At 69.8% G+C, this 24,649-nt stretch carries 17 protein-coding genes; 7 read left to right on the top strand and 10 right to left on the bottom strand.

What is annotated here, in order from left to right; genetic code table 11:
* The coding region (locus GXY85_08510) for an ISL3 family transposase (GenBank protein ID NLW50864.1) at positions 1 to 668 on the top strand (668 nt) is incomplete at its 5' end.
* On the opposite strand, the gene GXY85_08505 is transcribed toward GXY85_08510, so the two are convergent.
* Positions 645 to 1,469 (bottom strand): hypothetical protein, encoded by an 825-nt coding sequence (locus GXY85_08505; GenBank protein NLW50863.1) that lies wholly within the window; start codon positions 1,467 to 1,469, stop codon positions 645 to 647. The two genes, GXY85_08510 and GXY85_08505, sit on opposite strands and share 24 nt — an antisense overlap.
* A gap of 271 nt (positions 1,470 to 1,740) precedes the next feature.
* Between GXY85_08505 and GXY85_08500 the strand changes: the two genes are divergently transcribed.
* Complete coding sequence (locus GXY85_08500) at positions 1,741 to 2,982, top strand: sigma-70 family RNA polymerase sigma factor (GenBank protein NLW50862.1); 1,242 nt, start codon at positions 1,741 to 1,743, stop codon at positions 2,980 to 2,982.
* Between the two features lie 49 nt (positions 2,983 to 3,031).
* On the opposite strand, the gene GXY85_08495 is transcribed toward GXY85_08500, so the two are convergent.
* The 4 genes from GXY85_08495 to GXY85_08480 form a co-directional block, all read right to left on the bottom strand.
* Positions 3,032 to 5,218, bottom strand: a complete 2,187-nt coding sequence (locus GXY85_08495; protein NLW50861.1) for a hypothetical protein — start codon at positions 5,216 to 5,218, stop codon at positions 3,032 to 3,034.
* Positions 5,181 to 5,597: a biopolymer transporter ExbD gene (locus GXY85_08490; protein NLW50860.1), complete on the bottom strand. Its 417-nt coding sequence runs from the start codon at positions 5,595 to 5,597 to the stop codon at positions 5,181 to 5,183. The genes GXY85_08495 and GXY85_08490 overlap by 38 nt, the downstream gene beginning before the upstream one ends.
* Positions 5,587 to 6,492, bottom strand: a complete 906-nt coding sequence (locus GXY85_08485) for a MotA/TolQ/ExbB proton channel family protein (GenBank protein ID NLW50859.1) — start codon at positions 6,490 to 6,492, stop codon at positions 5,587 to 5,589. Before GXY85_08485 ends, GXY85_08490 begins: the two co-directional genes overlap by 11 nt.
* 192 nt (positions 6,493 to 6,684) lie before the next feature.
* A complete protein-coding gene (locus tag GXY85_08480) occupies positions 6,685 to 7,512 on the bottom strand; it encodes a hypothetical protein (GenBank protein NLW50858.1) in 828 nt (275 codons plus the stop codon).
* A 146-nt stretch (positions 7,513 to 7,658) separates the two neighbouring features.
* Here GXY85_08480 and GXY85_08475 point away from each other — a divergent pair, with 146 nt between their 5' ends.
* The 5 genes from GXY85_08475 to clpB all read left to right on the top strand — a co-directional run bounded on the left by GXY85_08475 (position 7,659) and on the right by clpB (position 17,450).
* A complete protein-coding gene (locus GXY85_08475) occupies positions 7,659 to 10,391 on the top strand; it encodes an LPS-assembly protein LptD (GenBank protein ID NLW50857.1) in 2,733 nt (910 codons plus the stop codon).
* 13 nt (positions 10,392 to 10,404) lie between these two features.
* Positions 10,405 to 11,658, top strand: coding sequence for an exodeoxyribonuclease VII large subunit (gene xseA / locus GXY85_08470; protein ID NLW50856.1), 1,254 nt, complete (start codon positions 10,405 to 10,407; stop codon positions 11,656 to 11,658).
* Positions 11,648 to 12,508 carry a hypothetical protein gene (locus GXY85_08465; protein NLW50855.1) on the top strand — a complete coding sequence of 287 codons (861 nt, stop codon included), beginning with the start codon at positions 11,648 to 11,650 and terminating at the stop codon, positions 12,506 to 12,508. The genes xseA and GXY85_08465 overlap by 11 nt, the downstream gene beginning before the upstream one ends.
* Before the next feature lie 408 nt (positions 12,509 to 12,916).
* Positions 12,917 to 14,824, top strand: coding sequence for a molecular chaperone DnaK (dnaK, locus tag GXY85_08460; GenBank protein NLW50854.1), 1,908 nt, complete (start codon positions 12,917 to 12,919; stop codon positions 14,822 to 14,824).
* Between the two features lies 1 nt (position 14,825).
* The gene (gene clpB / locus GXY85_08455) at positions 14,826 to 17,450 is read left to right on the top strand and encodes an ATP-dependent chaperone ClpB (protein NLW50853.1); all 2,625 of its coding nucleotides are present in this window, start codon (positions 14,826 to 14,828) and stop codon (positions 17,448 to 17,450) included.
* A 49-nt stretch (positions 17,451 to 17,499) separates the two neighbouring features.
* Here the strand turns inward: clpB and GXY85_08450 are convergent, their stop codons facing one another.
* The 5 genes from GXY85_08450 to GXY85_08430 are packed head-to-tail and all read right to left on the bottom strand — an operon-like array spanning position 17,500 to position 24,550.
* Positions 17,500 to 18,432, bottom strand: a complete 933-nt coding sequence (locus GXY85_08450; GenBank protein ID NLW50852.1) for an FAD-dependent oxidoreductase — start codon at positions 18,430 to 18,432, stop codon at positions 17,500 to 17,502.
* 20 nt (positions 18,433 to 18,452) lie between these two features.
* The gene (locus GXY85_08445) at positions 18,453 to 18,896 is read right to left on the bottom strand and encodes a ferritin family protein (protein ID NLW50851.1); all 444 of its coding nucleotides are present in this window, start codon (positions 18,894 to 18,896) and stop codon (positions 18,453 to 18,455) included.
* Positions 18,887 to 21,892, bottom strand: a complete 3,006-nt coding sequence (locus GXY85_08440; GenBank protein NLW50850.1) for a YidC/Oxa1 family membrane protein insertase — start codon at positions 21,890 to 21,892, stop codon at positions 18,887 to 18,889. Before GXY85_08440 ends, GXY85_08445 begins: the two co-directional genes overlap by 10 nt.
* A 40-nt stretch (positions 21,893 to 21,932) precedes the next feature.
* A complete protein-coding gene (locus GXY85_08435) occupies positions 21,933 to 22,343 on the bottom strand; it encodes an HIT family protein (protein ID NLW50849.1) in 411 nt (136 codons plus the stop codon).
* Between the two features lie 35 nt (positions 22,344 to 22,378).
* The gene (locus GXY85_08430; GenBank protein ID NLW50848.1) at positions 22,379 to 24,550 is read right to left on the bottom strand and encodes a hypothetical protein; all 2,172 of its coding nucleotides are present in this window, start codon (positions 24,548 to 24,550) and stop codon (positions 22,379 to 22,381) included.
* Positions 24,551 to 24,649 lie beyond the last annotated feature (99 nt).

Raw genomic sequence — 24,649 nt, 5'->3', positions numbered from 1 at the left:
GCGAAGGGCGCACGAGAGAGACGCTCAGCGCCTTCTTTGCCCAGATGACCGAGGAGCAGAAAGTCGGGATAGAGGCCGTGGCGATGGACATGTGGGAGCCCTACATCCAGGCCGTGGGCGACGCGCTGCCGAACGCGAAGATCGTCTTCGACCTCTTTCACGTCGTAGCCGCCTACGGGAAAGTGATCGACCGCGTCCGCAACAGCGAGATGAGCAAGGCGACGCTTTCCCAGAGGGCCCTGATCCGGGGGACGAAGTACCTGCTTCTGAAACGGCACGTGACCGATCCGGACGAGCGCGAGCGCTTGCGCAAACTCCTGCAAGCCAACGAAACGCTCAGCACCGTCTACATCCTTAAGGAGATGCTTGTGCGGATCTGGCGCTACCGGTCCCGGGCCTGGGCGGCCAGAGCACTGGCCGAGTGGTGCGCTCTTGCACGGATGGTGCCGCATCCGGAGCCCAGCCGGTTTGCCCGGACGCTGGAACGCTACCGTCAGGGGATCTTGAACCACTGCGAGTTCCCGATCCACAACAGCAAGCTCGAAGGCGTCAACAACAAGATCAAGGTGATCAAGCGGCGCGCCTACGGTTACCACGACGACCGCTACTTCGTCCTGAAGGTCAAACAGGCTTTCGATCCGGAATCAGACGTACTTTTTCGGAGATGAACCAGAACTCGCAAGTCGTGAGAACAGCTCGAGGGCCATCTCCAACCGATCATTGTCCAGCGCAAGCTGCCCGCCGCTGAACAGCGCCGGGACCTCATAGCCCGCCTCCCCTCGGTACATGTCCGCAATCTGCCGGAACCGCCCAATGCCCTCGTCTACGCCCACAGTGCGCACAACCAGGTTCGCATCAATGAACACGTTTGCATGCTCCATCGTCGACGAGCTGTAGACGTCCGTCTTCTGCGGAGGGTACTCCGCCATGTAGCGCGCGCTCGCCCCACGTGCACGATCATAGTCGCCGCAACGGACATACATTCCAGGGAGATTAGCTAGGGCGTTGTAGCGCGTGAGCGTACCGGGGTACTTCTCAGCCACAGCCTCTATGCGCTCACAGACGGCCCTCGCTCCTTGCACGTCCAGTTCTGCCGTCGCCTTACGGTAATCCGCTACGAGCGCGACCATCTCCGTCTTGCCGGGATCAAAGCGGTCACGGTAAGCCACCAGCCGATTGGCCTGTTCTGTGGTAACGAGCCCCTTCTCCAACCAGAGCTCTCCCGCCTTGATGCAAAGCATGGCCGCCTTCGAGTTCGGGAACCGAACGCACACCTCCTCACAGCGTCGGACCAGCTCTGAGTAGTCGCGCTCTGCCGAAGGGATGTCGCGGATCTCTCCCATCAGTTCAGCAAAGACACGGTCACTCTCTAGCACAGGAGACTCTCCGAACGCAACGCCGCCCCCCCATATGCCGACAAGCAGGACAGCCGCCAGAAGACGCCACACCTTCTCCTCATCGACGGACATCCGTATCCCCTTCACCGTCGGGCTCCTCTGTTCGCCAGCATCTCGATTCCGCCGCCTTGTCCCACAATCCGACGCTAACGGTCTGACCCCCACCCCACATGGGAGGATTGTAGCACAGCGGGGCGCATGCGCCAAGCCCTATTGTGGCCCTTATTATGCATTCGTCTTGGCCGGACGGGACGCCGCCGGGTGCCTTATATGTGCGGGCGGGCGTGCGTAGAGTAGGATGGAGTCCTCGTAGGAACGAGGGCCGACGGCGGGAGGAGGATCCATGCCCGAGCAGGAAGCCTTGCTGCTGGAACTCTACGCGCGGACTCGCGACGCGGGTGCGTTCCGCTCGCTGGTCGAGACGCATCAGCACATGGTGTTCGCCGCATGCTACCGCGTTCTGCAGAACCGCACGGATGCCGATGACGCCGCGCAGGAGTGCTTCTTCCGACTGGCACAGGCGGCGGGTCGGCTTTCGGCGCCCATTGCCGGCTGGCTGCACACGGTGGCGGTGCAGCGCGCGATCGACCTGCTCCGGCGACGCATCGCCCGGCACCGGCACGAGTCCAGGGCCGCCAGGCTGCCTCGGCATGCGGCCTCCTCTTGGGAAGACATCCGCGAAGAGGTGGACGTCCAGATCGCCCGACTGCCGGAGCGACTGAGGGTGCCCGTGGTGCTCTGCTACCTGGAGGGGCGCACCCAGGGGGACGTTGCGCGGCAACTGGGCATCAGCCAGCCGGCGGTGTCCGGTCGGCTGAAACGGGCGATCGCGCTGCTTCGGAGGCAGTTCGCAAGGAGGGGAACCGAGTTGCCGGCGGGAGTGCTGGTGCCCTGGCTGACGGCCAACGCCACGGAGGCGGCTCCCCGATCGCTGTCCGCCGCCCTGGGCAAGATGGCGCTGGCGGGGGTCGGAGCATCGGCCGCGGGCGCAGGGGTCGGCAAGGCGTTGGCGTTGGCGGCCGCGTGGGTCGGGTTGCTGCTGGGCGTGGCCGGGATGCTCGTGTGGACGCTGCGGGCCGGCCCGAACGAGCGCCGTGCGCGTCCGGTCGCGGCCGTCGCACCGGCCGACTCGTCCATTTCTGCGCCAACCCCCGGGGCCGGCGTTGTCGAGTGCACACTGGGCACCCAGGCGGACGGCTCGGATATGTTCATCGACCTGGACACCGGGCAAGGGCACGCGATGCCGGCGGGTGTCGCCGATCCGCAGGCCATGGTGAAGTGGATGCGCAGCGCGGGGGCCGATGCGTTCTTCAGCCGGCTGATCGACGCCGAGCGCGTGCTCGGTGCGGACCTGGCGGCCGTTCGCGTGGCGTCCTCCGCCTGGGACTCGGCCGACATGGGCGGGGAACTGCGGGTGCCGGCAGCGGCGGCGCCGGAGTTCCCGGTCCGCCTGGAGGTCGGGCGGGGAAGCCCCACCACCTACCTTGTGCACACACGCGAGGGCCGCACGGTGCTCCTGGAACTGACGCACGCCTCCGGGGGCGGAGTCCGCCTGCGCTACCGGCAGGTGCCCGCGGCGTCGTGACGGGGTCCCGCGCGCCGAAGGCGCCTCTTGTGTGGCACAGGAGGGGCGGCTACGGTTCCTCGAGACGGAGGATCAGGGAGAAACCGATGCTCTGCCAGCCGTTCTCCACACGGTACAGGACGCGGTTGACGCCCTCATTGAAGTGAACGCGCCGCCAGACCTCGTCGATGTCCCAGGCCTTGAGCTGCTTGGAGCTGATCCAGACGTCGACGCCGTTGATCTTCAGCGTCCCGCGGTCGTCGCTTCCCAGCGCGATGATCACGTCGCGCGGGCGGTCGCAGTGGAACTCGGTGTAGGCGTACCAGATGCCGTAGGGTTCGGCATTCGGGGGGGTGACCATCGGCCCGTCGGACTGGACGAACTGCCAGCGTATGGTGCGTCCGTCCTTGCCCACGTAGGCGGCGTCCAGGTCGATGAGGCTGTCGGGGGGGAACTCCCGGTCGATGTTCACGCGGTTGGGATTGGGGAACGGCCCGACGGTGTACCACGTATTCAGGTACATCCAGGGGGTGGGGTCGCCGCCGGGGCTGAGCTTGCGGGCGCCCACGGCCGGCACGTCCCTTGGGAGATCGGGCAGCAGGCCGCCCTCCCCCGCCCCATCGGGGCCGAACCGGGGCATCTGCGCGAGGCCGGCAGCCAGCTCCTCAGCCGTCAGGTCCTTGTAGTCCGGCCGGCTGCGCCCGTCCGGTCCGCCGCCGCCATCGGCGCCTCCGGCGCGCCTCTGCCGGCGGCTCTGCCCCCCGTCCTCGCCTTCGTTCCCTTCCTCTTCGAGGGCGCGCATGGCTTCGGCCAGGTCGCTGAACCGGCCCGTGACCTCCTCCATGGCCAGTTCGCGGATGATCAGGCGGAAGTCCGGCTCCTCCTCTTCGTCGGCGGCGAGTTGCACGTCCGTGCCGAACTTCATCTTGTCGACCGACTCGGTTGCCATCTCCAGCATCCGGCGGGAGAGGTTGACCATCGAACTGGTCTCACGGAGGGCGGTGCGCACCTCCTCCTTATGCTCCTCGAAGCGCTCGTCGGTGCGCGCCGCCTCGCGCAGGAGTTCCGCATCGAGTTCGGGCCGCACGGGGCGGATCAGGTCGATGTCGTTCCGGGCGGCATCGAGCGATATGTCGCGGACCATCGCCAGGTCCATGGCGCGGACTTCCTTGAACGTCTCCGCGATGCCGTCCTCCAGGGATCGGGCACGGGCGTACAACTCGGGGACGTCGGCCCCGTCGTCGGCTCCCGTCGTCGACAGGTCCGGGCGGAGGGCGACGGCAAAGGCCGGCGCCGCTGCGCCGGCCGGCGCCGCTGCGCCGGAGGGCGCCGCCGCATCCTGGTCGATCAGGCGCTGAAGCCGCCCGGCGACCTCCTCCTGGGCCTTCATGGCGAGCCGCTGGCTCGATTCCGCCTCCGTCCGCAGGCGCGCCTGCTCGCTGCGGGCCTCCTGCAACTGGGAAGTCGTCTCCTCAACGCGGGCCTGCCGCGTTTCCACCTGCCGGACGTACGGCGCGAGCTGCGCCTCGGTGCGGCCTGCCTCGGCCAGGCGCTCGACGGTCGCCTGCTGCTCTTCCATGCGCGCCTGCTCGGTGGCCAGGGTCTGCTCCAGGCGCGTAACCAGCGCGCCGGCCGTCGTATGCTCGTCATGCCGGGCCTTGGCCTCCTGGTGGACCTCGGCGGCCGCGCGGTGGCCGGCGACGACCGGTTCGATGCCGAAGTCCACCAGGCCCAGCTTGCCGGCGGCCCGTTCCTGGGCGCGCTCGGCCAGGGCCTGAGAGCGGTCGGTCGCCATCGCGCCGGCGTCCTTCTCGATGAGGGCGAGGGCCTCTTGCATCTGCTCGACCGCCTTGCGCATCTCGTCGAGCGCGTCGCGGGCGGCGTTGCCGCGGCGCTGCTGCTCGAACCGGACGAACCGGCTGCGGACGTCCTCCTGCATCTGCCCCAGCAGATCGAAGACCCGCCCGAGTTCCCGGGTATTGGACCGGATCTCGTCGGCCGCACGCAGTTCGATGGCCTCCGCAAGGCGGGCGAGTTCGGCGGCCGAAAGGCTCTGTTCGGGGCGGTTGGCGCGGCGGACCTCCTCCATGAGTTCCCGCACGGGCGTCAGGCTGACCAGCGCGACGATGGCGGCGACGTGCAGGATCACCGAGAGGAGGAACCAGCCGTTGCCGGTCCGGCGCCGCCGGACCGCCGCGAGATCGGCGAGGGCGGGGCGGCTACGGCTGGACGGGGCTTTTGGTCTTGATCCCGACATTCTTCAGCCTCTCGAAGTTGCACATGTCCAGCACCTGCACGGCGGCGCCCAGGGGCGCGTTGCGGTCGCCGTCGATGCGGATCCGGTGCTGTGGGTTCGCCTGCGCCAGTTCCTGGAGCTTGCGGCCCAGATAGCCCTGGCCGACCGGCTCGGAGCCCAGGTACAGGTTTCCATCGCGGTCGATGGAGATGACCGTCATGTTGTCTTCCACCTGGCGGCCGACGGAGGCGGCGGCCTCGGGCAGTTCCAGCGGCAGTTCCTTCTCAATCTTCTTCATGGTGGTGGCAACCAGAAAGAAGATAATGAGCAGGAACACGCAGTCGATGAGCGGGGCCATCTGGACCTCGACCTGTTCGTCCTCGTCGATCCTAACCCTCATGGCCTTCCTCCCGGGCATCCTCACCTGCGTCCGGATCGGCCCCGAACCAGGAACTCAGCAGTTCCCCCACCTCCTCTTCCAGGACGATTGCGAAGAAGCCGGTGCGGCTGCGGAAGTAGTGATAGAGCACCAGGGCGGGCACGGCGATGGTCAGGCCGGCGCCGGTCGTGATGAGTGCCTTGCTGATGTCGCCGCCCAGGAGCGAGGCGTCGCCGAGGGAACCGGCCGCCGCGACCTTGCCGAAGGCGCCGATCATGCCGATGACCGTGCCCAGCAGGCCGAGCAGGGGCGAGACCGTGGCGACAACCGCCAGGGGATACGCCTTCTGAAGGTGCCGGCGCAGGTCGCGCGAGGCCACGTCGCCGGCCATCGTCGAGACGTCGGCCATGCTGCTGTGGCGATGCCGGGCCACGACGGCCAGCACCCGGGCCAGCGTGCTCTTGCTCCGTTCGGGCAGGGCCATGATCTCGCCGTACCGCTTCTGTCGCCACAGGTGGTCGGCGCGTTCGGCCAGGCCGTCGGGTGCGATCACGCCCATCCGCAGGTTCACCAGCCGCTCGATGGTGTAGCCGACGCCGGCGATCGATGCCAGCAGGAGGAACACCATGGTGATGCCGCCCTCCTGCAGCTTGCGCACGAAGGCGGCCCCCCAGGTCAGTTCCTCGGAGGCGGCGTCCCTGCGCACGGACCCCGTCATGACCGCCGTGTCCGTGGCGACCTGGACGGCGGTGTCGGCCGCCATCAGGACGGAGGTGTCGGAGGGCACGGCCCCTGCCCCGCTCGCGACGGGCTCGGCGCCCGTCTGGGCCGTCTGCGCCCGGACCCACCGGGCCGGCATGCACAGGAGCGTAAGGGCGAGGATGAATCCGACAGCGACGGCGCGACTTGCTCGCATGGGTCCTCCTTGCGTAGTTCAGGGGAACGCTGGGGCGGACGGAATTGCGCGGTGCGCGTCCTTCGACCCTCGAGCCCGGCCGGTCCGCTGCCGGGCTCCTTCCCAGATTTCAGAGGCGTCCCAGCTTCTGTGCATCGTACGCATTGCGGACACCCCCGTGCAAGCGAAGGCGCCCGTGCACCGGGCCACCCCCTACCGCGTGCCGATGGGGCCGGGCTCCAGAAAGGCCCTGCGCACGTCGTCGAAGCCCCGGACGCCTCGGCACCGCAGTGCGTTCACCGCCTGCTCGCCGGCATCCCAGGCGGCGGCCACGCCGTCGGGCCGGGCGCCCCACTCCCGGGCCAGCCGCGAGCCCACTTCTGCGCGCGGCAGGAGCCGCTCGAAGCGATCCTCATCCTCCCGCCACCGGTAGATCGGCTCCAGGCGCCCGCCCAGCCGGACATACAGCGTCCGCACGCGGCGCATGGCCCCGCGGCGGGCGCGGGCGACGTGGATGTAGAGCTGCAGCCCGATCCCGCCGAGGTCCCCGGCGGCGACCCCGAACGGCGCCAGCATGGCCAGCGCCTGGCCGGGGTCGTCGGCGTGCATGCAGGTGACGCATCGCCGGCCGCCGCCGGCCAGCCGCAGGAAGTCGCATGCGGCGGTGCCCCAGAGATAGCCGTACCAGCGACCGGCCCCCAGCTCGTGCACCAGCAGCGTGGCGGGGCGCGGGATGCGGCCCCGGGCGGCGTCGCAGAGCACGTACGCGTCGGCGACGGTGACGATCGGCTCGCCCGGCGGGAGGAACCCCAGCAGCGCGGCCATGATCGTGGTCTTGCCGGCCCCGCCCGGAACGGCGCCCGTCAGCCAGCTCGTTCCGTTCAGAACCATGATGCGGCAGAGGGCGGCCATCTCGGCGTCCATGGTGCCGGCATCGACCAGGTCCACGATGCTCAGCGTGCGCCCGCCCCGCTGATTGAGCCGCTCGATCTCGACAAGGTTGCCGTGTTCGATGCCGCCGAGGCCCGACAGAGTCGTCACTGCACCCCCTCCCCTCGTTCGGAAGCGCGGACCGCAAGGCCCGGATCAGGTTTACACGCACGTGCCGTTTATGGTAGAAGATGCAGGCTGCTTTTTGTAGCGGAGGCGCCGGTACGCCTTCGATTCCTGAGGCTGGGAACACCGTTATGAACCTTCGGCGCAGCGTGCGGGCGGTGCTGCTTGGGGTGCTTCTGCTCTCGACGTGTGGAGCGCTTCCGTGCCGCGCCCAGGGCCGGCTGCTGGAGTTCGACCACAGCCATGAGACGCTGTATCTTGAGTCGAACCAGACGGTTACGACGTGGGAGGACGGCCCGGTCCGTGTGTTCATCGCCGATGCGGGGGCCGTGATCCGCCAGGGCGAGTCGCGGCTGAGCGCGCCGCGGATGGTGGTGTGGTTCGACCGGGAGGCCTCGGCGCGTGCGGGCGTGCGTGCGGCGCGGGTGCGCGTCTACGCAGAGGGCGTGGAGAACCTGCAGGGACGCGGAGTGCCGGTGCGGCTGGTCGAACGCCGGTCGGTGCGGGAGGCCGGCGCCGTCTCGATGCACTTCTCCAGCACGCTCGCATTCGTCTGGGACTGCCCGCTGAACCGTCGGGAGGCCCCCGTGCCCTCCCCCCTGCTGACGCGGGCGGAGGACATGACGGCCGAGGCGCAGGGCGAGTTCCTGTGGACGGACTACCTGCCACCCACCGCGGAGGAGCGGCTGCATCTGATCGCCCAGAACCTCAATGCCGAGTACTCGGAGGTAGAGTTCGCCGAAGGCAGGATGGTCGGCGTCTACATGGGCGACGTGCGCGGCACCTACGCCAACATGGACATCCGGGCCGACGCCGCCGTCGCGTGGTACAGTTCCTCGCAGCGCATGTGGGAACTCTACGCCGAGGGCAACGTGCGCATTGCGCGCGCCGCCGCACCGGCGGAGCAGTCGCCTTTGCGGGCGGGCGCCGAGGCCGGCGTGACCGACGTGCTGGACTTCCTGCACGCCGACCGGCTGTACATCAACCCGGAGACCGCCCGGGGCCTGGCGACGACTCCGCACGTGCGCGTCAGGGACCCCTACGCGCCCGTCGAGAACGTCTACGTGGTCCGGGGCCAGGAGGCATTCATCGTCGACAGCCAGACGCTGGTGATCACGAAGGCGTCCCTGTCGCAGTGCGAGTTCGCCCGGCCCCACTACCACTTCGAATCGCGCCGCGCCCAGGTGGTGCGCCACGGGCCCAACACCGTCTTGAACGCATGGGACGTGCGCCTGAAGGCGGGCAGGGACGACCGGACGCTGCTGTGGGTGCCCTTCCTCGGCACGAACCTCTCGAATCGGGCGTTCCTGCTGGCCGACTACGCCCTGGGCGTCTCCAGCAAATTCGGTGCCTTCATGCAGACCACGTGGCTGCCCATGGACCTGATGGCGGCGCCGCCCGACTGGCTCGAGGAATGGACCGTGAACCTCGACTACTACGGTGCCCGCGGGCCGGCGGTCGGGACGCAGATCGAGTACGGGTTCGGCTCCGGCCGCTACCCCACGCATGACGGCCGGATCGACGCCTACTTCGTCCACGACCGCGCCAGCAGGGACGACAACGACGTCCCCGTGCCCCAGCGGAACCGCGGGCGCTTCCACTGGGAGCATCGGTCGCAGTTGAGCCCGTTCTGGCGGGTCGACGCGGAGTACTACCGGCTCTCGGACGCCAACTTCCTGAACGAGTACTTCGAGGATGACTTCGAGAACAGGAAGCCGCCGGAGAGCTACCTGCTGGCCCGCTACCTGCGTGACTCCACCTACCTGGCGCTGCTCTACAAGGCGCAGGTGAACGACTTCCTGACGCAGATCGAGGAACGTCCCAGCGCGGACCTGCAGGTCCTGGGGCTCTCGCTGGGCCGCCTGGTCTACGACGGATCGCTGACCGCCGGCCTCTACGACCTGGAGTTCAGCGACCTGATCGCCCCGGCCCCGAACGATCCGCCGGCCGTCACCCGCTTCCACACGGATCACCGGCTCTCCCTGCCGTTCATGGCCGGCATCGTCCGCGTCAATCCCTTCGTGCGCGCCCTGGCCACCACCGTGAGCCGAAGCGCCGACGACGGCACAGGGTTCCAGGGCCGCGTCAGCCGGGCCGGAGTCGGGGCGGGCATCACCGCGAGCACGACGTTCTCCCGCGCCTACGACCTGACCTCCGAGCGGTTCAACCTCAACCGCCTCCGACACGTCGTCACCCCGCACGTCGGGGTCGAAGCGCTCTCGGTCTCCGGAGACGGCTCCGCCGACTTCATCCAGATGGACGAGATCGACACGATCGACAACATGGTGCAGGCCACCGTCGGCGTGCGCCAGCGCCTCCAGACCAAACGGCTGGTGGACGAGCAGTGGCAGTCGATCGACTGGGCGAAGCTGGACGTGGCCCTGGTGGCACGCAGCAGCGACTCGGTCAACACGGACCTGGACGAGGGCTACATCAGCGCCGACTTCCGGATGCAGCTCACCGATCATCTGTCACTGCATTCGCGGGACAACCGCATCTCGCTGGGCGATCTCCCCTCGGTCTACAACATGGGTCTGGCCGCCGAGTACATGCCCCGCTGGGCGCTGAGCATCGACTACGACCGGATCAGCGACGTCTGCTCCACCGTGACCCTGACGCTCAGCCGCGAGTTGAGCGACCGCTACCGGCTGCTCCTGTTCGAGCAGTACGAGTTCGACTCCCGGGGCACGGGCGATCGGGCGAACCTGGGCACCACCGTGATACTCCGCCGCGTGCTGCACAAGTGGGTGCTGGACCTCGGCCTGCACGTCGAGAGGGCCAACGACGAGGTGGCGTTCATCTTCGGCTTCGGGCCGGCGGGATGGGGTGTCTACACCGATCCCCGCCGCGCCGGGCGGCGCTGATCGGGCCATGCAAATGCCACTGCCCAGCAGAGACGGCGCCCCGCAGCCGCTGACCATCTCGCAGATCACGGCCGCCATCCAACAACAGCTTGAGGACCGCTTCGCCGACGTGTGGGTGACCGGCGAGCTGTCGCGCGTGACGCGCGCGGCGTCCGGGCACGTCTACCTCACGCTGAAGGACGAGGGCGCCGTGTTGCAGGCCGTCGCCTGGCGCGGCGTCGCCTCCGCGCTGCGCTTCGACCTGGCCGAGGGCATGGAGATCGTCGCCCGCGGCAGGATCGACGTCTACCCGCCCCGCGGAAGCTACCAGTTGATCATCTCCTGGGCCGAACCCCGCGGGCTGGGCGCCCTGCAGGCGGCCTTCCGCCAGTTGCTGGAGAAACTCGAGAAGGAGGGCCTGTTCCGCCAGGAGCACAAGAAACCCCTCCCCGCCTGCCCCAACCGCATCGGGATCGTCACCAGCCCCACAGGCGCCGCCATCCGCGACATCATCAACGTCCTCGCCAGGCGCTTCCCCATCGCCGACGTCTACCTGATGCCCGCCCGCGTCCAGGGCGCCGGCGCGGCCGAGGAGATCGCCCGCGCAATCGACACCCTGAACCGGAAACGCCCCGACCTGGACGTGCTGATCGTCGGGCGCGGCGGCGGCAGCCTCGAAGACCTCTGGGCCTTCAATGAGGAGGTCGTGGCGCGCGCCATCTACCGGAGCACCATCCCGGTGGTCAGCGCCGTCGGGCATGAAATCGACGTGTCCATCTCGGACTTCGTGGCGGACGTGCGGGCCGCCACGCCGACCGAGGCGGCAGAGATCGTCGTGCCCGACGCCGCCGAGCTGCGCCGGACCCTCGACCAGCGGCACGAGCGGCTGGCCCTGGCGCTGGAGGCGACAGTGGTGCGAGGCCGTCAGAGGCTGGATGCCCTGGCCGCGCGCCACGCGTTCCGCTCGCCGGAGGCGCCCCTGTGGGAGCGCGCGCAGAGGGTCGACGACATCCTGGAACGACTGCGCCTGGCCTTCTCCCACCGATGGGACCGCCTGGGCGAGTCGGCCCGCGCCCTGGGAGGACGGCTGGAGGCGCTCAGCCCGCTGAGCGTGCTCGGGCGGGGATACAGCGTGACGTTCGGGCCCGACGGTCGGGTGCTGCGCTCGTCGGACGGGGTGGCGCCGGCCGAGACGATACGAACGCGGCTCCAGCAAGGCGAGATCATCTCCGAGGTCCGCCGAGTCCGAGGCGCGCAGGATATGGAAGGAGCGGACGGTGACGAGTGACCGACGTCCAACGGCTGCACACGTGCTGATCCTGGCCCTGCTGGCGGTCCTGTGTACGGGGGCCGCGGAGATCGAGGGCGAGGCCCCGCCGGACGACCCGGCCCGCGCGGCGGACGCGCCCACGGCCGCCGTCGTCCGCGACCCCCTCTACCGGCTGGAGTTCGCCCTGCCCGCCCGCTTCTGGCGCCACGTCGACAACGAGGAGCTGTCCGCAGAGGCCCGCAAGACGCCGGGCGGCTGCGCGCCCCCCCCGCAGGTCCCGGACAACCTCCTGTTCATGTTCACACACAGCGACGCGCCCGTCCTGGGGCGTGTGGAGCTGGCCGAACGGGCCTTCCTCCTGAGGAACAGGACGGGGCTGGAGGAGTACGTCGATGCCCGCATCGAGGCGATCGCCTCGCAGGCCGGCGGCGCGATGCAGGACAGGCAGGTCTCGTATGCGGAACAGCCCGGCGCCATCGTCCATCGGCTGGACTTCACGGTGCCGGCCGCCCCCGGGCGCGGCGGCTGCGTGCCGAGCGGAGCCCGCCCCGCCATGCGCTACTCCATCGTGCACCACTTCGTGCGGCCGGCCGGCGCCGACTGCCTGCTCTTCGTCCTCTCCTGCTTCGGGCCGGCCGACGCCTTCGCGCGGCTCGAGCCCGAGGTCGGGCTGATCGTGGAGAGCTTCCGGTACACGGGCGAGCTGCAAACGGAGTTCTTTGCCCCCGACGCCCCCGAGGAGAGGCTGCTCACCGCGGCGGACGCCGCCCCGGCCCGGCCGGGGGGCTTCAACTGGCTGATGCCGGTGGCCGTGGCCATGCTGGTCTGGATGATGCTGCGACGCAGGAAGCAGAAGGCTGCGGCCTGAGGGCGTGCGCGTCGCCTCGTGGTCAGAGCAGGGCAAGCCTGCACATCTGCCGTCTGCCCGACTCTGACTGCCGGAGCCGTTTTCCCTGCCATTCTGGCAGTCTCGGCAAGCCGCCGAAGGGCGTCGGAAGCCGCCCGCGCGTGCGGTCCCCCATGAGACCGGCGCCGATGGGTGTTTCCGGCGATCTGGGCGCGATTCGGCTTCAGCGGTATCCCGTTTGCTGTTAGGCTCTGTCTGAAGATTCGTCGTCGGCCCGAGGCCGAGCGAGAAGCCGGAGGGCGAGGCGGCAGGCGCCAAAGTCATCCGCGCTTGGTAGCCGGCCGGAGCCAGAGGGATTCTCAGACAGAGCCCAACAGCGGAGAGCTTTGTTTTCCACGTGCGCGCTGAACCTTGAGGAGGCCGTAACTGATGGCCCGAGGCAAGATAATCGGCATCGATCTCGGCACGACCAACTCGGTCGTGGCGGTCATGGAGGGCGGCAAGCCGGTGGTGATCCACAACCAGGACGGTGCGCGGCTGACGCCATCGGTCGTCGCCTTCACGCAGGACGGCGAACGCCTGGTGGGGGTCAAGGCCAAGCGCCAGGCCGTCACGAACCCGACGAACACCGTCTTCAGCATCAAGCGGTTCATGGGGCGTCGGCACAACGAGGTGGCCGCCGAGGAGAAGATGGTTCCCTACCAGATTGTCGGCGGCCCCGACGAGCTGGTAAAGGTCAAGGCGGGAACCGAGGAATTCACGCCGCCGGAACTGTCCGCGATGATCCTGCAGGCGCTTCGGCGCGCGGCCGAGGAGTACCTGGACGAGAAGGTGGATCGTGCGGTCATCACCGTGCCCGCCTACTTCAACGACAGCCAGCGCCAGGCCACGAAGGACGCCGGCACGATCGCCGGGCTGAAGGTGGAGCGGATCATCAACGAGCCGACGGCCGCCTCGCTGGCCTACGGGCTGGAACGCAAGGGCGACGAACGCATCGCCGTCTTCGACTTCGGCGGTGGGACGTTCGACATCTCCATCCTGGAGGTCGGCGAGGGCGTCTTCGAGGTCAAGGCCACCAACGGCGACACGCACCTGGGCGGCGACGACCTGGACGAGGTGCTCATCGGCTACATCGCCGACGAGTTCCGGCGTCAGCAGGGCATCGACCTGCGCAAGGACACGATGGCCCTTCAGCGCCTGAAGGAGGCCGCCGAGGCGGCCAAGTGCGACCTGTCCACGTCGCCCGAGACGGACGTGAACCTCCCGTTCATCACGGCCGACGCGACCGGGCCGAAGCACCTGCAGATGACGATCAACCGCGCGAAGTTCGAAGAGATCTGCGCCCCGGTCCTCGAACGGCTCAAGGGCCCCTGCCGCAAGTGTCTGGAAGACGCGCGCCTGCAGCCCGGCGACATCGACGAGGTCGTCCTGGTCGGCGGCTCCACCAGGATCCCCAAGGTCCAGGAGATCGTCAGGGATATCTTCAAGAGGGACCCGCACAAGGGCGTCAACCCCGACGAGGTCGTCGCCGTCGGTGCCGCCATCCAGGGCGGAGTGCTGGCCGGCGAGATCGATGACGTGGTCCTGGTCGACGTCACTCCCCTGTCGCTGGGCATCGAGACGCTGGGAGGCGTCAGCACCGTGCTGATCCCGCGCAACACCTCCATCCCGACCAGCAAGAAGGAGATCTTCAGCACGGCCGCCGACAACCAGACGAGCGTGGAGATCCACGTCCTGCAGGGCGAACGCCAGATGGCGGCCGGCAATCGGACGCTCGGACGGTTCCAGTTGACCGGCATCCCACCGGCGCCCCGGGGCGTGCCGCAGATCGAGGTCAGCTTCGACCTCGATGCCGACGGCATCCTGAACGTCAAGGCGCGCGACCTGGGCACGAAGCGCGAGCAGCACATCGAGATCAAGAGCGATTCCGGACTGACCGACAGCGATGTCGAGCGTATGCGCAAGGATGCGGAGGAACACGCGGCCGAGGACCAGAAGCGTCGGGACCTGGCCGAGACCCGCAACCAGGCCGATCAGTTGCTCTGGATGAGCGAGAAGACGCTCAAGGAACACGGCGAGAAGCTGCCGGCCGACCAGCGTCAGACGATCGACACCGCCCTGGAAGACCTCCGCAAGGTCAAAGACAGCGAGGACGTCGAGGACATCCGCCGCAAGATGGAGGCCGTCCAGACGGCGTCCCACCGCCTGGCGGAGATCATCTACGAGCAGTCCAAGGCCCAGCAGGCCGGTGCGCAGGCCGACGGCACGACCCAGGAAGCGGCCGAAGAACCCGGCGACGACAACGTCGTCGACGCCGACTTCGAGGTCAAGGAGTAGAATGCGGCCCGAACGCCACACGGTCAGAACCAGAGACGCCCTGGAGGCCGCCCAGTCCGAGGCGCGCAACCGGAGCCATCAGCAACTGACCGGCCTCCACGTCCTCCTGGCCTTGCTGCAGCAGGCCGACGGCGTCGTTCGGCCGATCCTGCAGCGCGTCGGGGCCGACGTGGAGGCACTGCGCACGGCCGTGCACAGTGAGCTGGACCGCCTCCCGCGCGTGCAGGGCTCGGGGGCCGCACAGATATACATGGCCCCCGACCTCGCCGACGCCCTGGAGGAGGCCCGCAAGCAGGCCACGCAGTTCAAAGACGACTACGTCAGCACCGAGCACCTGCTGCTGGCGTTCCTGGCCCGCCCGGACTCCCCGTGCGGCCGCATCCTCCAGCAGCACGGCGTCAACCGCGATGCCCTGCTGGCTGCACTCCGGGAGGTCCGCGGTGGCCAGCGCGTCTCCGACGAGAACCCGGAGGACAAGTACCAGGCGCTCGAACGCTATGCCCGGGACCTGGTGGAGATGGCCCGCGCGGGCAAGCTGGACCCCGTCATCGGCCGCGACGGCGAGGTCCGAAAGGTCATCCAGGTGCTCGGCCGGCGCACGAAGAACAACCCCGTCCTCGTGGGAGACCCCGGCGTGGGCAAGACGGCCATCGTCGAGGGCCTGGCCAAGCGCATCCTGGACGGCGACGTGCCCACAAGCCTGAAGGACCGGCGCGTGCTCTCGCTCGACATGGGGGCGCTGATCGCCGGGGCGAAGTACCGGGGCGAGTTTGAAGACCGCCTCAAGGCCGTCCTGCGCGAGATCGAGCACGCCGGCGACGTCATCCTGTTCATCGACGAACTCCACACCGTCGTGGGCGCCGGTGCGGCCGAGGGCGCCGTGGACGCCTCCAACCTGCTCAAGCCCGCCCTGGCGCGCGGCGAACTGCATTGCGTGGGCGCCACGACCCTGAGCGAGTACCGCAAGCACATCGAGACGGACGCCGCGCTCGAGCGTCGCTTCCAGCCCGTCATGGTCGGGGAGCCGACCGTTGAGGACACGGTGGCCATCCTGCGCGGCCTCAAGGAGCGCTACCAGGTTCACCACGGCGTGCGCATCACGGACGACGCCATCCTGGCGGCTGCACGGCTGAGCAACCGGTACATCAGCGACCGCTTCCTGCCGGACAAGGCGATCGACCTGGTCGACGAGGCTGCCTCGCGGCTGCGGATGGAGATCGACAGCGTGCCGGTGGAACTGGACCAGGTCCGGCGGAACATCGTCCGCTTGCAGGTCGAGCTGGAAGGCCTCAAGAAGGAACGCGGCGGGGCCATGGACCAGGTCAAGCGGGTCACCGAGCAACTGCGCAGCCTGGAGGAACAGGAGCGGGCCCTGCGCACCCAGTGGGAGAACGAGAAGGACATCATCGCCTCCATCCGCCAGGCCAACGCCCGGATCGAACAGGCCCACCTGGAGGAGCAGCGCGCCGAGCGGGCCGGCGACCTCCAGGCCGTGAGCGAGATCCGCTACGGCACGCTGCCGCAGCTCCGGAAGGAACTCGAACAGAAGCAGGCCGTCCTGGCCGAACGCCAGCAGGAGCGCCGGCTGCTGAAGGAGGAAGTCGACAGCGACGACATCGCCGAGATCGTCTCCGGCTGGACGGGCATCCCCGTGCGGCGGATGCTGGAGTCCGAACGCGACCGGCTCCTGCAGATGGAGGCCGAACTGCACCGGCGCGTCGTGGGTCAGGACGAGGCCATCCGCGCCGTCGCCAGTACCGTGCGGCGGGCGCGCGCCGGCCTGCAGGACCCGAACCGCCCGCAGGGCTCGTTCATCTTCCTCGGCCCGACGGGCGTGGGCAAGACGGAGCTGTGCAAGGCGCTGGCCGAGTTCCTCTTCGACGACGAGAGCGCCCTGATCCGCTTCGACATGAGCGAGTTCATGGAGCAGCACTCGGTGGCCCGCCTGATCGGCGCCCCGCCCGGCTACGTGGGCTACGAGGAAGGCGGCCGGCTGACCGAGAGCGTCCGCCGCCGGCCCTACAGCGTCGTCCTGTTCGACGAGATCGAGAAGGCCCACCGCGAGGTCTTCAACGCCCTGCTCCAGGTGCTGGACGACGGCCGCATGACCGACGGCAAGGGCCGCACCGTCGACTTCACCAACACGATCATCGTGATGACCTCCAACATCGGCAGCGAGTGGTTCGCCGATCCGGTCGCCTCCCAGGACCCGCGGGCCACCCAAGAGCGCGTCCTGCGCGCCCTGCGCGACCACTTCCGTCCCGAGTTCCTGAACCGCATCGACGAGATCATCACCTTCGGGCCGCTCTCGCAGGAGATGATCGAGCAGATCGTCGGCATCCAGATGGGCTACCTGGAGCGCCGGTTGGCCTCGCAGGACCTCGCCCTGAACCTCACCCCCGCCGCCCGGCACCTCCTGGCCGCCGTCGGGTTCGACCCCACCTACGGCGCACGCCCCCTCAAGCGCGTGATCCAGCGCGAGGTGGAGAACCCGCTGGCCGAGAAGCTACTGGAAGGCCGCTTCCCGGCGGGCGGCACGGTCGTCGTGGACGCCGATGGCGGGGAGATCGTCCTGCGCGCCGAGGGCGCGCGCGGGCCGTCTCCCCAGGCCCCGGCAGAGGCATGAGAGTCGCACGTCCCGCACGCAAGACCGGGCTCCGCCCGGCCGGTGCCCGTCAGTGGGAGAAGTCCTTGATCCGCTGCTCGGCATGCATGGCGGCCGTGATGCCCTCCCCGATCGCCGTGCCCACCTGCCGGTAGGATCCCCTGCGCACGTCGCCGATGGCGTAGAGCCCCCTGATCCCGGTCTCCATGTTCGCATCGACCTCGATCAGGCCTCCCGCCTGCTCGGGCAGCACGCCCTTCAGGTAGCCGGTGTTCGGGTCGTGGCCGATGAACACGAACACGCCGTCGCACTCGAGCATCCACTCCTGGTCGCTCCGCACGTTCCGCACGCGAACGCCCTCGACGCGTTCCTCTCCCAGCACCTCCGTGACGACGGTATCGAGGACGAACTCCATCTTCTGGTTCTCCTGCGCCTCGGCCAGATGGGCGGGACGCCCTCGGAACCCCTGCCGGCGATGGATGAGCGTGACCGACGAGGCGAACCGCGTCAGGAATACCCCCTCGGTCAGGGCCGCGTCGCCGCCGCCGACCACGACCACCTTCCGGTCGCGGAAGAACGGCCCGTCGCACGTGGCGCAGTAGCTGACCCCGCGGCCCGACAGCTTCCTCTCCCCTGGAACCTCCAGCCGCCGGTGGTAGGCGCCCGAGGCGACCATGACGATGGGCGCCACGTAGTCGCCGCCGCTCACGTGCACGCGCTTCAGGCCGCCGTCCTCGACCGAGACGTCCTCGGCGCCCGAGTTGACGACCTCGACGTCGAACTTCTGCGCCTGGGCGACCATGCGGTCGATCAGCTCGGCCCCGGCGATCCCCTCGGGGAATCCGGGGTAGTTGTCGACGTCGTAGGCTTCGATGATCTGGCCGCCGACGAGACGGCTCTCCAGGATCGCCGTCCGCAGCAGAGCGCGTCCGGTGTAGACCGAGGCGCCCAGTCCGGCCGGGCCGGCGCCGATGATGACCACGTCTCTCCTCTGATCAGCCATGCCGGCAGTCCTTCTCTCTGTCAGTTCTCACGCAGGAACGTCGCTTCATACTGCTCTTCCAGGCGGGCCTTGTGCCCCGCCTCCATGGCCGCGAGCTTCCGGAAGAGCGCGGCCGCCGAGGGCTCGCCCACGGTCGCGGCCATCTGCGCGTAGAAGTCGCGGGCTTCCAGCTCCTTGCGCATGGCGTGCGCCATCGTCGCCTGCAGGCCCGCCTGCGGTGAGAAGGGCTTCGACTCCATGGAGTCGGCCAGCCCCGCGTCCCGCGGCGTCTCCGGCTGGAACGAGATCAGATGGTCCGCGTCGAGCGCCTCCAGCATCTCCTGATGCCGCGCCTCCTCGTGGGCCAGGTCTGTCAGCAGTGCCTTCACGCCCGGGTCCCGCGCGGCCGCAGCCGCTGCCGCATACAGGTCGTGGGCAGCCGCCTCCCTCGCGATGGCGGCGACCAGCAGTTCCTTCAGTTCCATCGGCTACCCTCCGTCATTCCGGTGCCCGGTTCCCGCAGCAGCCGGGATGCGCCCCGGGCCTCTGCTCCCGTCTCCTGGCGAAACCCCGCGCAGAAGGCCAGCACGGGGAGGCCGTGGTCCGCGTCCGCCGCGTTCAGGAGCCCGACGAAGCGTACCCCCTGACGACGGAACTCGACGCAGGCATACCGGTCCCTCCGCAGACGCTCGCTGAGGCGCGGTGCGGCATCCGCCGCCAGGTCGGCGATCCGCCCGTTGGTCTCGGGGGCCCCGAACAGCAGCACGACCGGCGCCTCCGGCGTCGGCCCGATCTCCCCCAGGCCCACCACCGGCAACCGGCCGCCGCAGCGCCGGCGGACCAGGGCGTTCAGCAGGTCGGCCTGCGCGTTCTGCACGGGCGAGTCCCAGTCCACCGCGATGGCGGCCCGGGGCTTGCCGGCCTCCACGAGCGTCAGGTCGCGCCAGCGCAGGTTCGGCTCGCGCAGACCGCCCTCGGGCGCCGACGCGGAGATCTGGGCCAGGACCTCGCGCTTGGCCGGAACGTCCTCCATGCGGGCCGTCCGCGGGCCGCCCAGAAGAGCCGCGTAGCAGACCTCGTCGAGGCCGTCGCGGAACCCTTCCCATGCCAGGGTGTCCAGGGCCCGCAGGTCGTCCGTGGACTGCAGGGCGGGCCGGTTCGGCTGGTCGAGCACGATCGTGTCCGCGTCGCCGGTCGCCCACCGATACGCATGCAGCCGCCCTTCGTGCGCGGAGATGTCGGCCGGAAGGCCCGGCGCCCATGCACCCAGCCGGACGCGACCGGCCAGGGCAGCGGCCGCCTCGACGGCGCCGGGCGCATCCGCACGCAGCAGCACCAGGTCGGTCAGGTCGGCCAGCCGGTCGACCATGGCCGGCGTCAGGCTGCCGGGCTCGAACGGCCCGCACACGGACCAGCCGGCGCTGCGCAGGGCATGGGCCGTCTCGAGCCACCCGGCCCCGGCATCGTCGACGCCGTACGGCTCGGGCGACACGAAGCAGAGCCGGTCGAACCCGAGCGAACGCAGGTGCTCCGCAAACGCCCCCCAGTACCACTCCAGCATCCGGCCCCTCTCCCCCGGCGGCGCCTCGGGCGGCAGCAGGCCGTCCGGCGTCAGGCGCCCTGCCACGGTCACGTCCGGCAGCCCGGCCACGAGCAGGCGAGTGAGCCGGGCGGTGGCCGCACTGAAGTCCAGCGCCGGGAGTGCGCCCCCCGCCTCGGAGGCAGACCGGTCCCGCATCCACCGGCGCACCGGCACCGCCGGCCCCGTCTCCGGCAGAACACGGACCGCGTCGCCGTGGGCCACCGAGTCGGCGTCCAGCGCGACATTGGCCACCTCGGCCCGCCTCAGCGCGGCCGTCGGGATGTCGGCCCGCCAGTCCGTCTGAAACGGATCGACCCGCGGGGCCATCAGGTAGAGGCGTACGGCGCCGGGCCGAAGACGCCGGACCGGCCAGATGGTGGCCTCGATCGGCAGCGAACCGTTCTCGCGCCCGCGCCGAACCTCCAGATGCCCCGCGTAGGTCGCCGCATGGACGTTCGGGCTGCGCAGCCTCAGCCCGACGGGCGAGCCGGTCTGCACCGGCCCCGCTCCCGCCGCCGTGACCGAACCCGGAACGTGCGTGCTGTCGGCGGCCCGTGCGGCGACGATCCGCAGGAACTCCCAGGCGCTCGAGGACAGCTCGCGGCCCATCTGCCTCGCCACGAACCGGCTGAGCCGGGCCTCCAGGGGCCCTCCTGTCAACCCCTGCGAGACGCCGACGACCAGGGTCTCCGTCTCGTCCACCCCCAGGTCCGTCCGAACGACGCTCAGACGTTCGGACGGCCCGCCGTAGAACATGTCCGCGCGGCTCTCCGGCCCCGCCGCCCCGCCCTGCCCGGCACGCGGCCGCACCGTCCCCAGGCGGCCCAGCCCCACCGGCCGGCCGGGGGACGGCTCCAGGCGCGGCCCGTCCGCCGCGATGCGACATCGTCCCAGGACCAGGGGTGCGGGAAGGCCGGGGAGAAGCAGACGCATGTCGTAGACGCCCGGCTTCGGGTTGCCCCAGTGCAGTGTCATGGGGGTGGGCCGGCCGACGGCCAGTGTCAGCCGTCCGGCATCGATGGACAGGACCGCCCCCGTGGGGTCGGCCAGTTCGAGACGTGCCCGGCCGTTGACGGTCTCCAGCAGCGGCAGCACCTGCAGCGAGATGCGGCAGGCATTCGCCACGTGCTCCATGCCGACGGCGCAGAGGTGCGACTCGCTCGCACTGACCAGCCCCTCCATATGCTCGACGGGCACAAGCGTCAGGCGGGTCCGCAGAACCCGCCCTTCCGGCAGCGCACGGAGCCAGCCGTTCGCAACCATCTCGTCCGGGCCGGGACGCTGCAGGTCGAGCTGGCTCAGGGCGCCCCCGCGCGCCACGACGGCGAGCCCGTCGCCGCCGGGGGCGGTCAGCGCGAACCAGGCAACAGAACGGAACGAGGCGCCCGAGGCGTCGGGCAGTTCTTCCGCCGTCCCGCGCATCTGCCCCCCGGCATGGCGCACGACAACCCGCCCGTCCGGCGCCGTGGCCCCGAACCGGAACCCCGTGCCGAGGGTCGCGTCCGAACCGGAGGCATTCGTGACCTCGTAGTCCACGCGCACCAGCCGGACGCCGTCGAGCACGGAGATCGTCTTAACGACCTCGAGGCCCTCCACGCTCTCCCAGTGCAGGCGCAGGACCGCCAGCGAGTCGGACCGCACGAGGTCGGCCAGACGGTACCGGCAGGGCCGGCCAAGGTACACGTCGCGCACCAGGTGGCCCGAACCTCCGGCCGGGGATCCGCGAAGGACCACGGCCGCCCCGTCGGCCGGCAGGACCGCCACCGACACCGCCCCGTTGTCCAGTCTGTAGGTCGCGCCGCCGTCGGACGGGATCTCGGTCAGCCTGGTCGCTGCCCCAGCAGGTGCACACGCACCCCAGAGCAGGAGAACGACCAGCGCTGCCAACGAGATCCTCATCCCTGCCCCCCGGCCGCCTGCATCCGGCCCCCGGGCGGCGTCACAGCAGGCGACGAATCGCCTCCTGCAGCGCCTCCAGTTGCCCGGCCTCCGGTTCGATCTGCCGCCAGCCCGGGTCAAAGCCGTCGCCGGGCCTCCGCGGAATCACGTGGAAATGCGCGTGGCGGACGACCTGGCCGGCCGCCTCCCCGTTGTTCTGAAGGACGTGGAAGCCCGCACTGCCGGTCGCCTGCACCACGGCGGACGCCACCCGCCGCACCATGGCCATCGCCGCCAGCATCTCGCCCTCCGTCAGCCCCATCAGATCGTCGGCATGGCGCCTGGGCACGACCAGCGCGTGGCCGGGGTTGACCGGACGGATGTCCAGGAAGCTGACCACGTGCTCGTCGGCGGCCAGGACGGCCGCCGGGATCTTCCCTTCCGCGATGCGGCAGAACAGGCAGTCCGACATGGCCGATACCTCCGTTCACTGGCGATCAGTGTCCATTATACCGCGTCGCGCCCCATCCAGACGAGGAGGGCCGCAAGCGACAGCGCCAGCACCAGGATCAGCACCCATCGCAGCCGTCGGGAGCGCGGGCCGCCCGTGGCCCCTTTCGGGAACCGCGGCCGTTGCGTGAACTGGAGGCGCTGGTGCCGGTCCAGGCGCATGCGCGCGTTGATGGCCCACCCGGAGCCTTCGAGCAGGGCGCTCAGGTCGCGGCGGCTCAGCTTGATGGCGGCCACGATCGCCGTCGGCACGAACACGACGAGCGGCACGGACAGAACCGCCAGGGTCGTCTGGATCGGGTTCGTCTTCATGAACCCGAACAGGTCGACCAGCCTGGAGCTGACATAGGCGAACGCGGAGCCCAGGGCGGCCACCGAGACGCTGGCGCCCAGCAGGACGTCGCGGCGGCGGGCCGACGTGCGCGCGGCCTCGGCCCCGGCGGCGACGGGCGCCTGCCTGGCCACGGCCTGCTCGACGCCCACCTGCACCTTCTCGGTGACCTTGTCCAGGCGGTTTTCGAGCGCCCTCTCCGCCGTACCCGAGATGGCCTCGATCTTGCCGCTGACAAAGCGCCCGAGGCGCACGAACGGCGATGCCAGCGCTTCGTGGAAGCTGATGGGGTTGTCGATGATGTGCACGATGCGCGCGTCGTAGTGCCGGCCCCGCCGGTCGTAGAACACCCCGCGCTTGCCAGGGCCCAGGTTGCCGAGCGTGCCCGCGGTGGCCGGCAACGCCACCACCATCATATCCTCGGGCACGTCCGTTCGGGTCAGTTCGGCATAGAACACGTACATGCCCCCCGAACGTGCAACCTTCGCGTGTTCCTGGACGTCTTCGACCCTGACGGCGAAGTTGAACCAGCGGCCGTCCATGACCAGCGAGCCCATCTCGAAGGCGGCACGCCGTCCGGGGGTGTAGAGGTCCGGGAAACTGACGAAGTTGTTCGCCAACGACAGCAGATGCTTGTGGTAGAGCAGCAGCCTCTTCAGTTCGCGCGCCTCCGCCAGCCGGACGGCCACCTCACGGTCGGCCCTCAGCAGGGCGCGGGTCCGCGCTGCATACCGCCCGCTCAGGCACTCGGCCAGCCGCTGCCGACCCAGCCGTTCGACCGCCCCGCCCTCCTTCGCAGCCACCCATTCGGCGTAAGGAGAGAGCACCTCCGTCACCCGGCGCCACAGGTCCTCCGTCAGGGCCGGCACCGCCTCGCGCAGGATGGGCCAGACGGTCGTGCGCGCAAACGTGCGGATCGCGTCGTGGTAGATGGGGTTGACCGAGTCGTCGAGCGCCAGCAGGCCCTCGGCGTTCGGCTCCGCCAGCGGCGCACGGGCCAGGCCGGCGTCGATCGCCGAGGGGCTGCTCAGGTCCGCCGGGGCCACCTCGCTTGCGCCGATGCCCATGCGCCGGGCGGCCGAGGGGTCGAACCGTACGACTCGGCAGCGGGCGAAGAACCCGTCCACCTTCTGCGCCACGGCCCGGAACGCCTCATAGGCCGCCGGCGTCCGCTCGCCCAGCGGCATGACCCGAGTGGCCGAGACGCCTTGCGGCAGGTCCGCCTGCGCGACCCACCGGAGGTAGGCGCGCGCCTGCTCGAGGAACTCATCGAGCTGCTCCTCGGTGATGCCGGCCCGGCCGGTCAGGTCCCGCGTGCCGCCCGTGCATTCGGCCGCGTCGGAGATGAAACGGGCCATGGCGTCGTCCCGGGCGGCCTGGGGCGTGATGACGCCGTCTCCGTTGATCGGGCGCGTGTGCAGTTCCTGCTCGAACGCGTGCACGTTCTGCACGCAGATCGCGTCCGACTCCGTTTCGCCCAGCCGAGCCAGGATGTAGCGCGCCGCGCCCGCCAGCGCCTGTCCCTCCGGCCGGTCGACGTCGATCCACGCCAGGGCCACCCGGTCGGTCTCCTCCGTTAGGTGGTCGCGGTCGGAGAGTCGCTCCAAAAGCCACCGGATCGCGGCGCGAACCTCCTCGGCCCGGATGCGACGGTTCGAGTCCGCATCCACGAACGCGAGGAACTCGGACGTCGAGTCGAGTCCCGACAGTGGAGCGCTCGTGGCCACCCAGAACGCATCGTCCAGGGACAGCACGCGCTCCAGATCCTCAGCGGAGCGGATCCGGAGGTGATAGCTGCGGCCGAATCTGTCGAAGTGCAGGCCCTGCCCTGCCGTCATTGCCGGCTCCCCGGGGAGTGCGGTGCTCATGCGGCGTGCCCGTTATAGCGCATGCGCGGCGCACTCGCAACGGACCGTCGGGCGTTGCATGTCGCGGGG

This window comes from Candidatus Brocadiaceae bacterium (assembly GCA_012728835.1).
Lineage (GTDB): Bacteria > Planctomycetota > Brocadiia > SM23-32 > SM23-32 > JAAYEJ01.
Note: the sequence above shows the minus strand (reverse complement) of the source record. Positions and strands in the feature narration are given on the sequence as shown.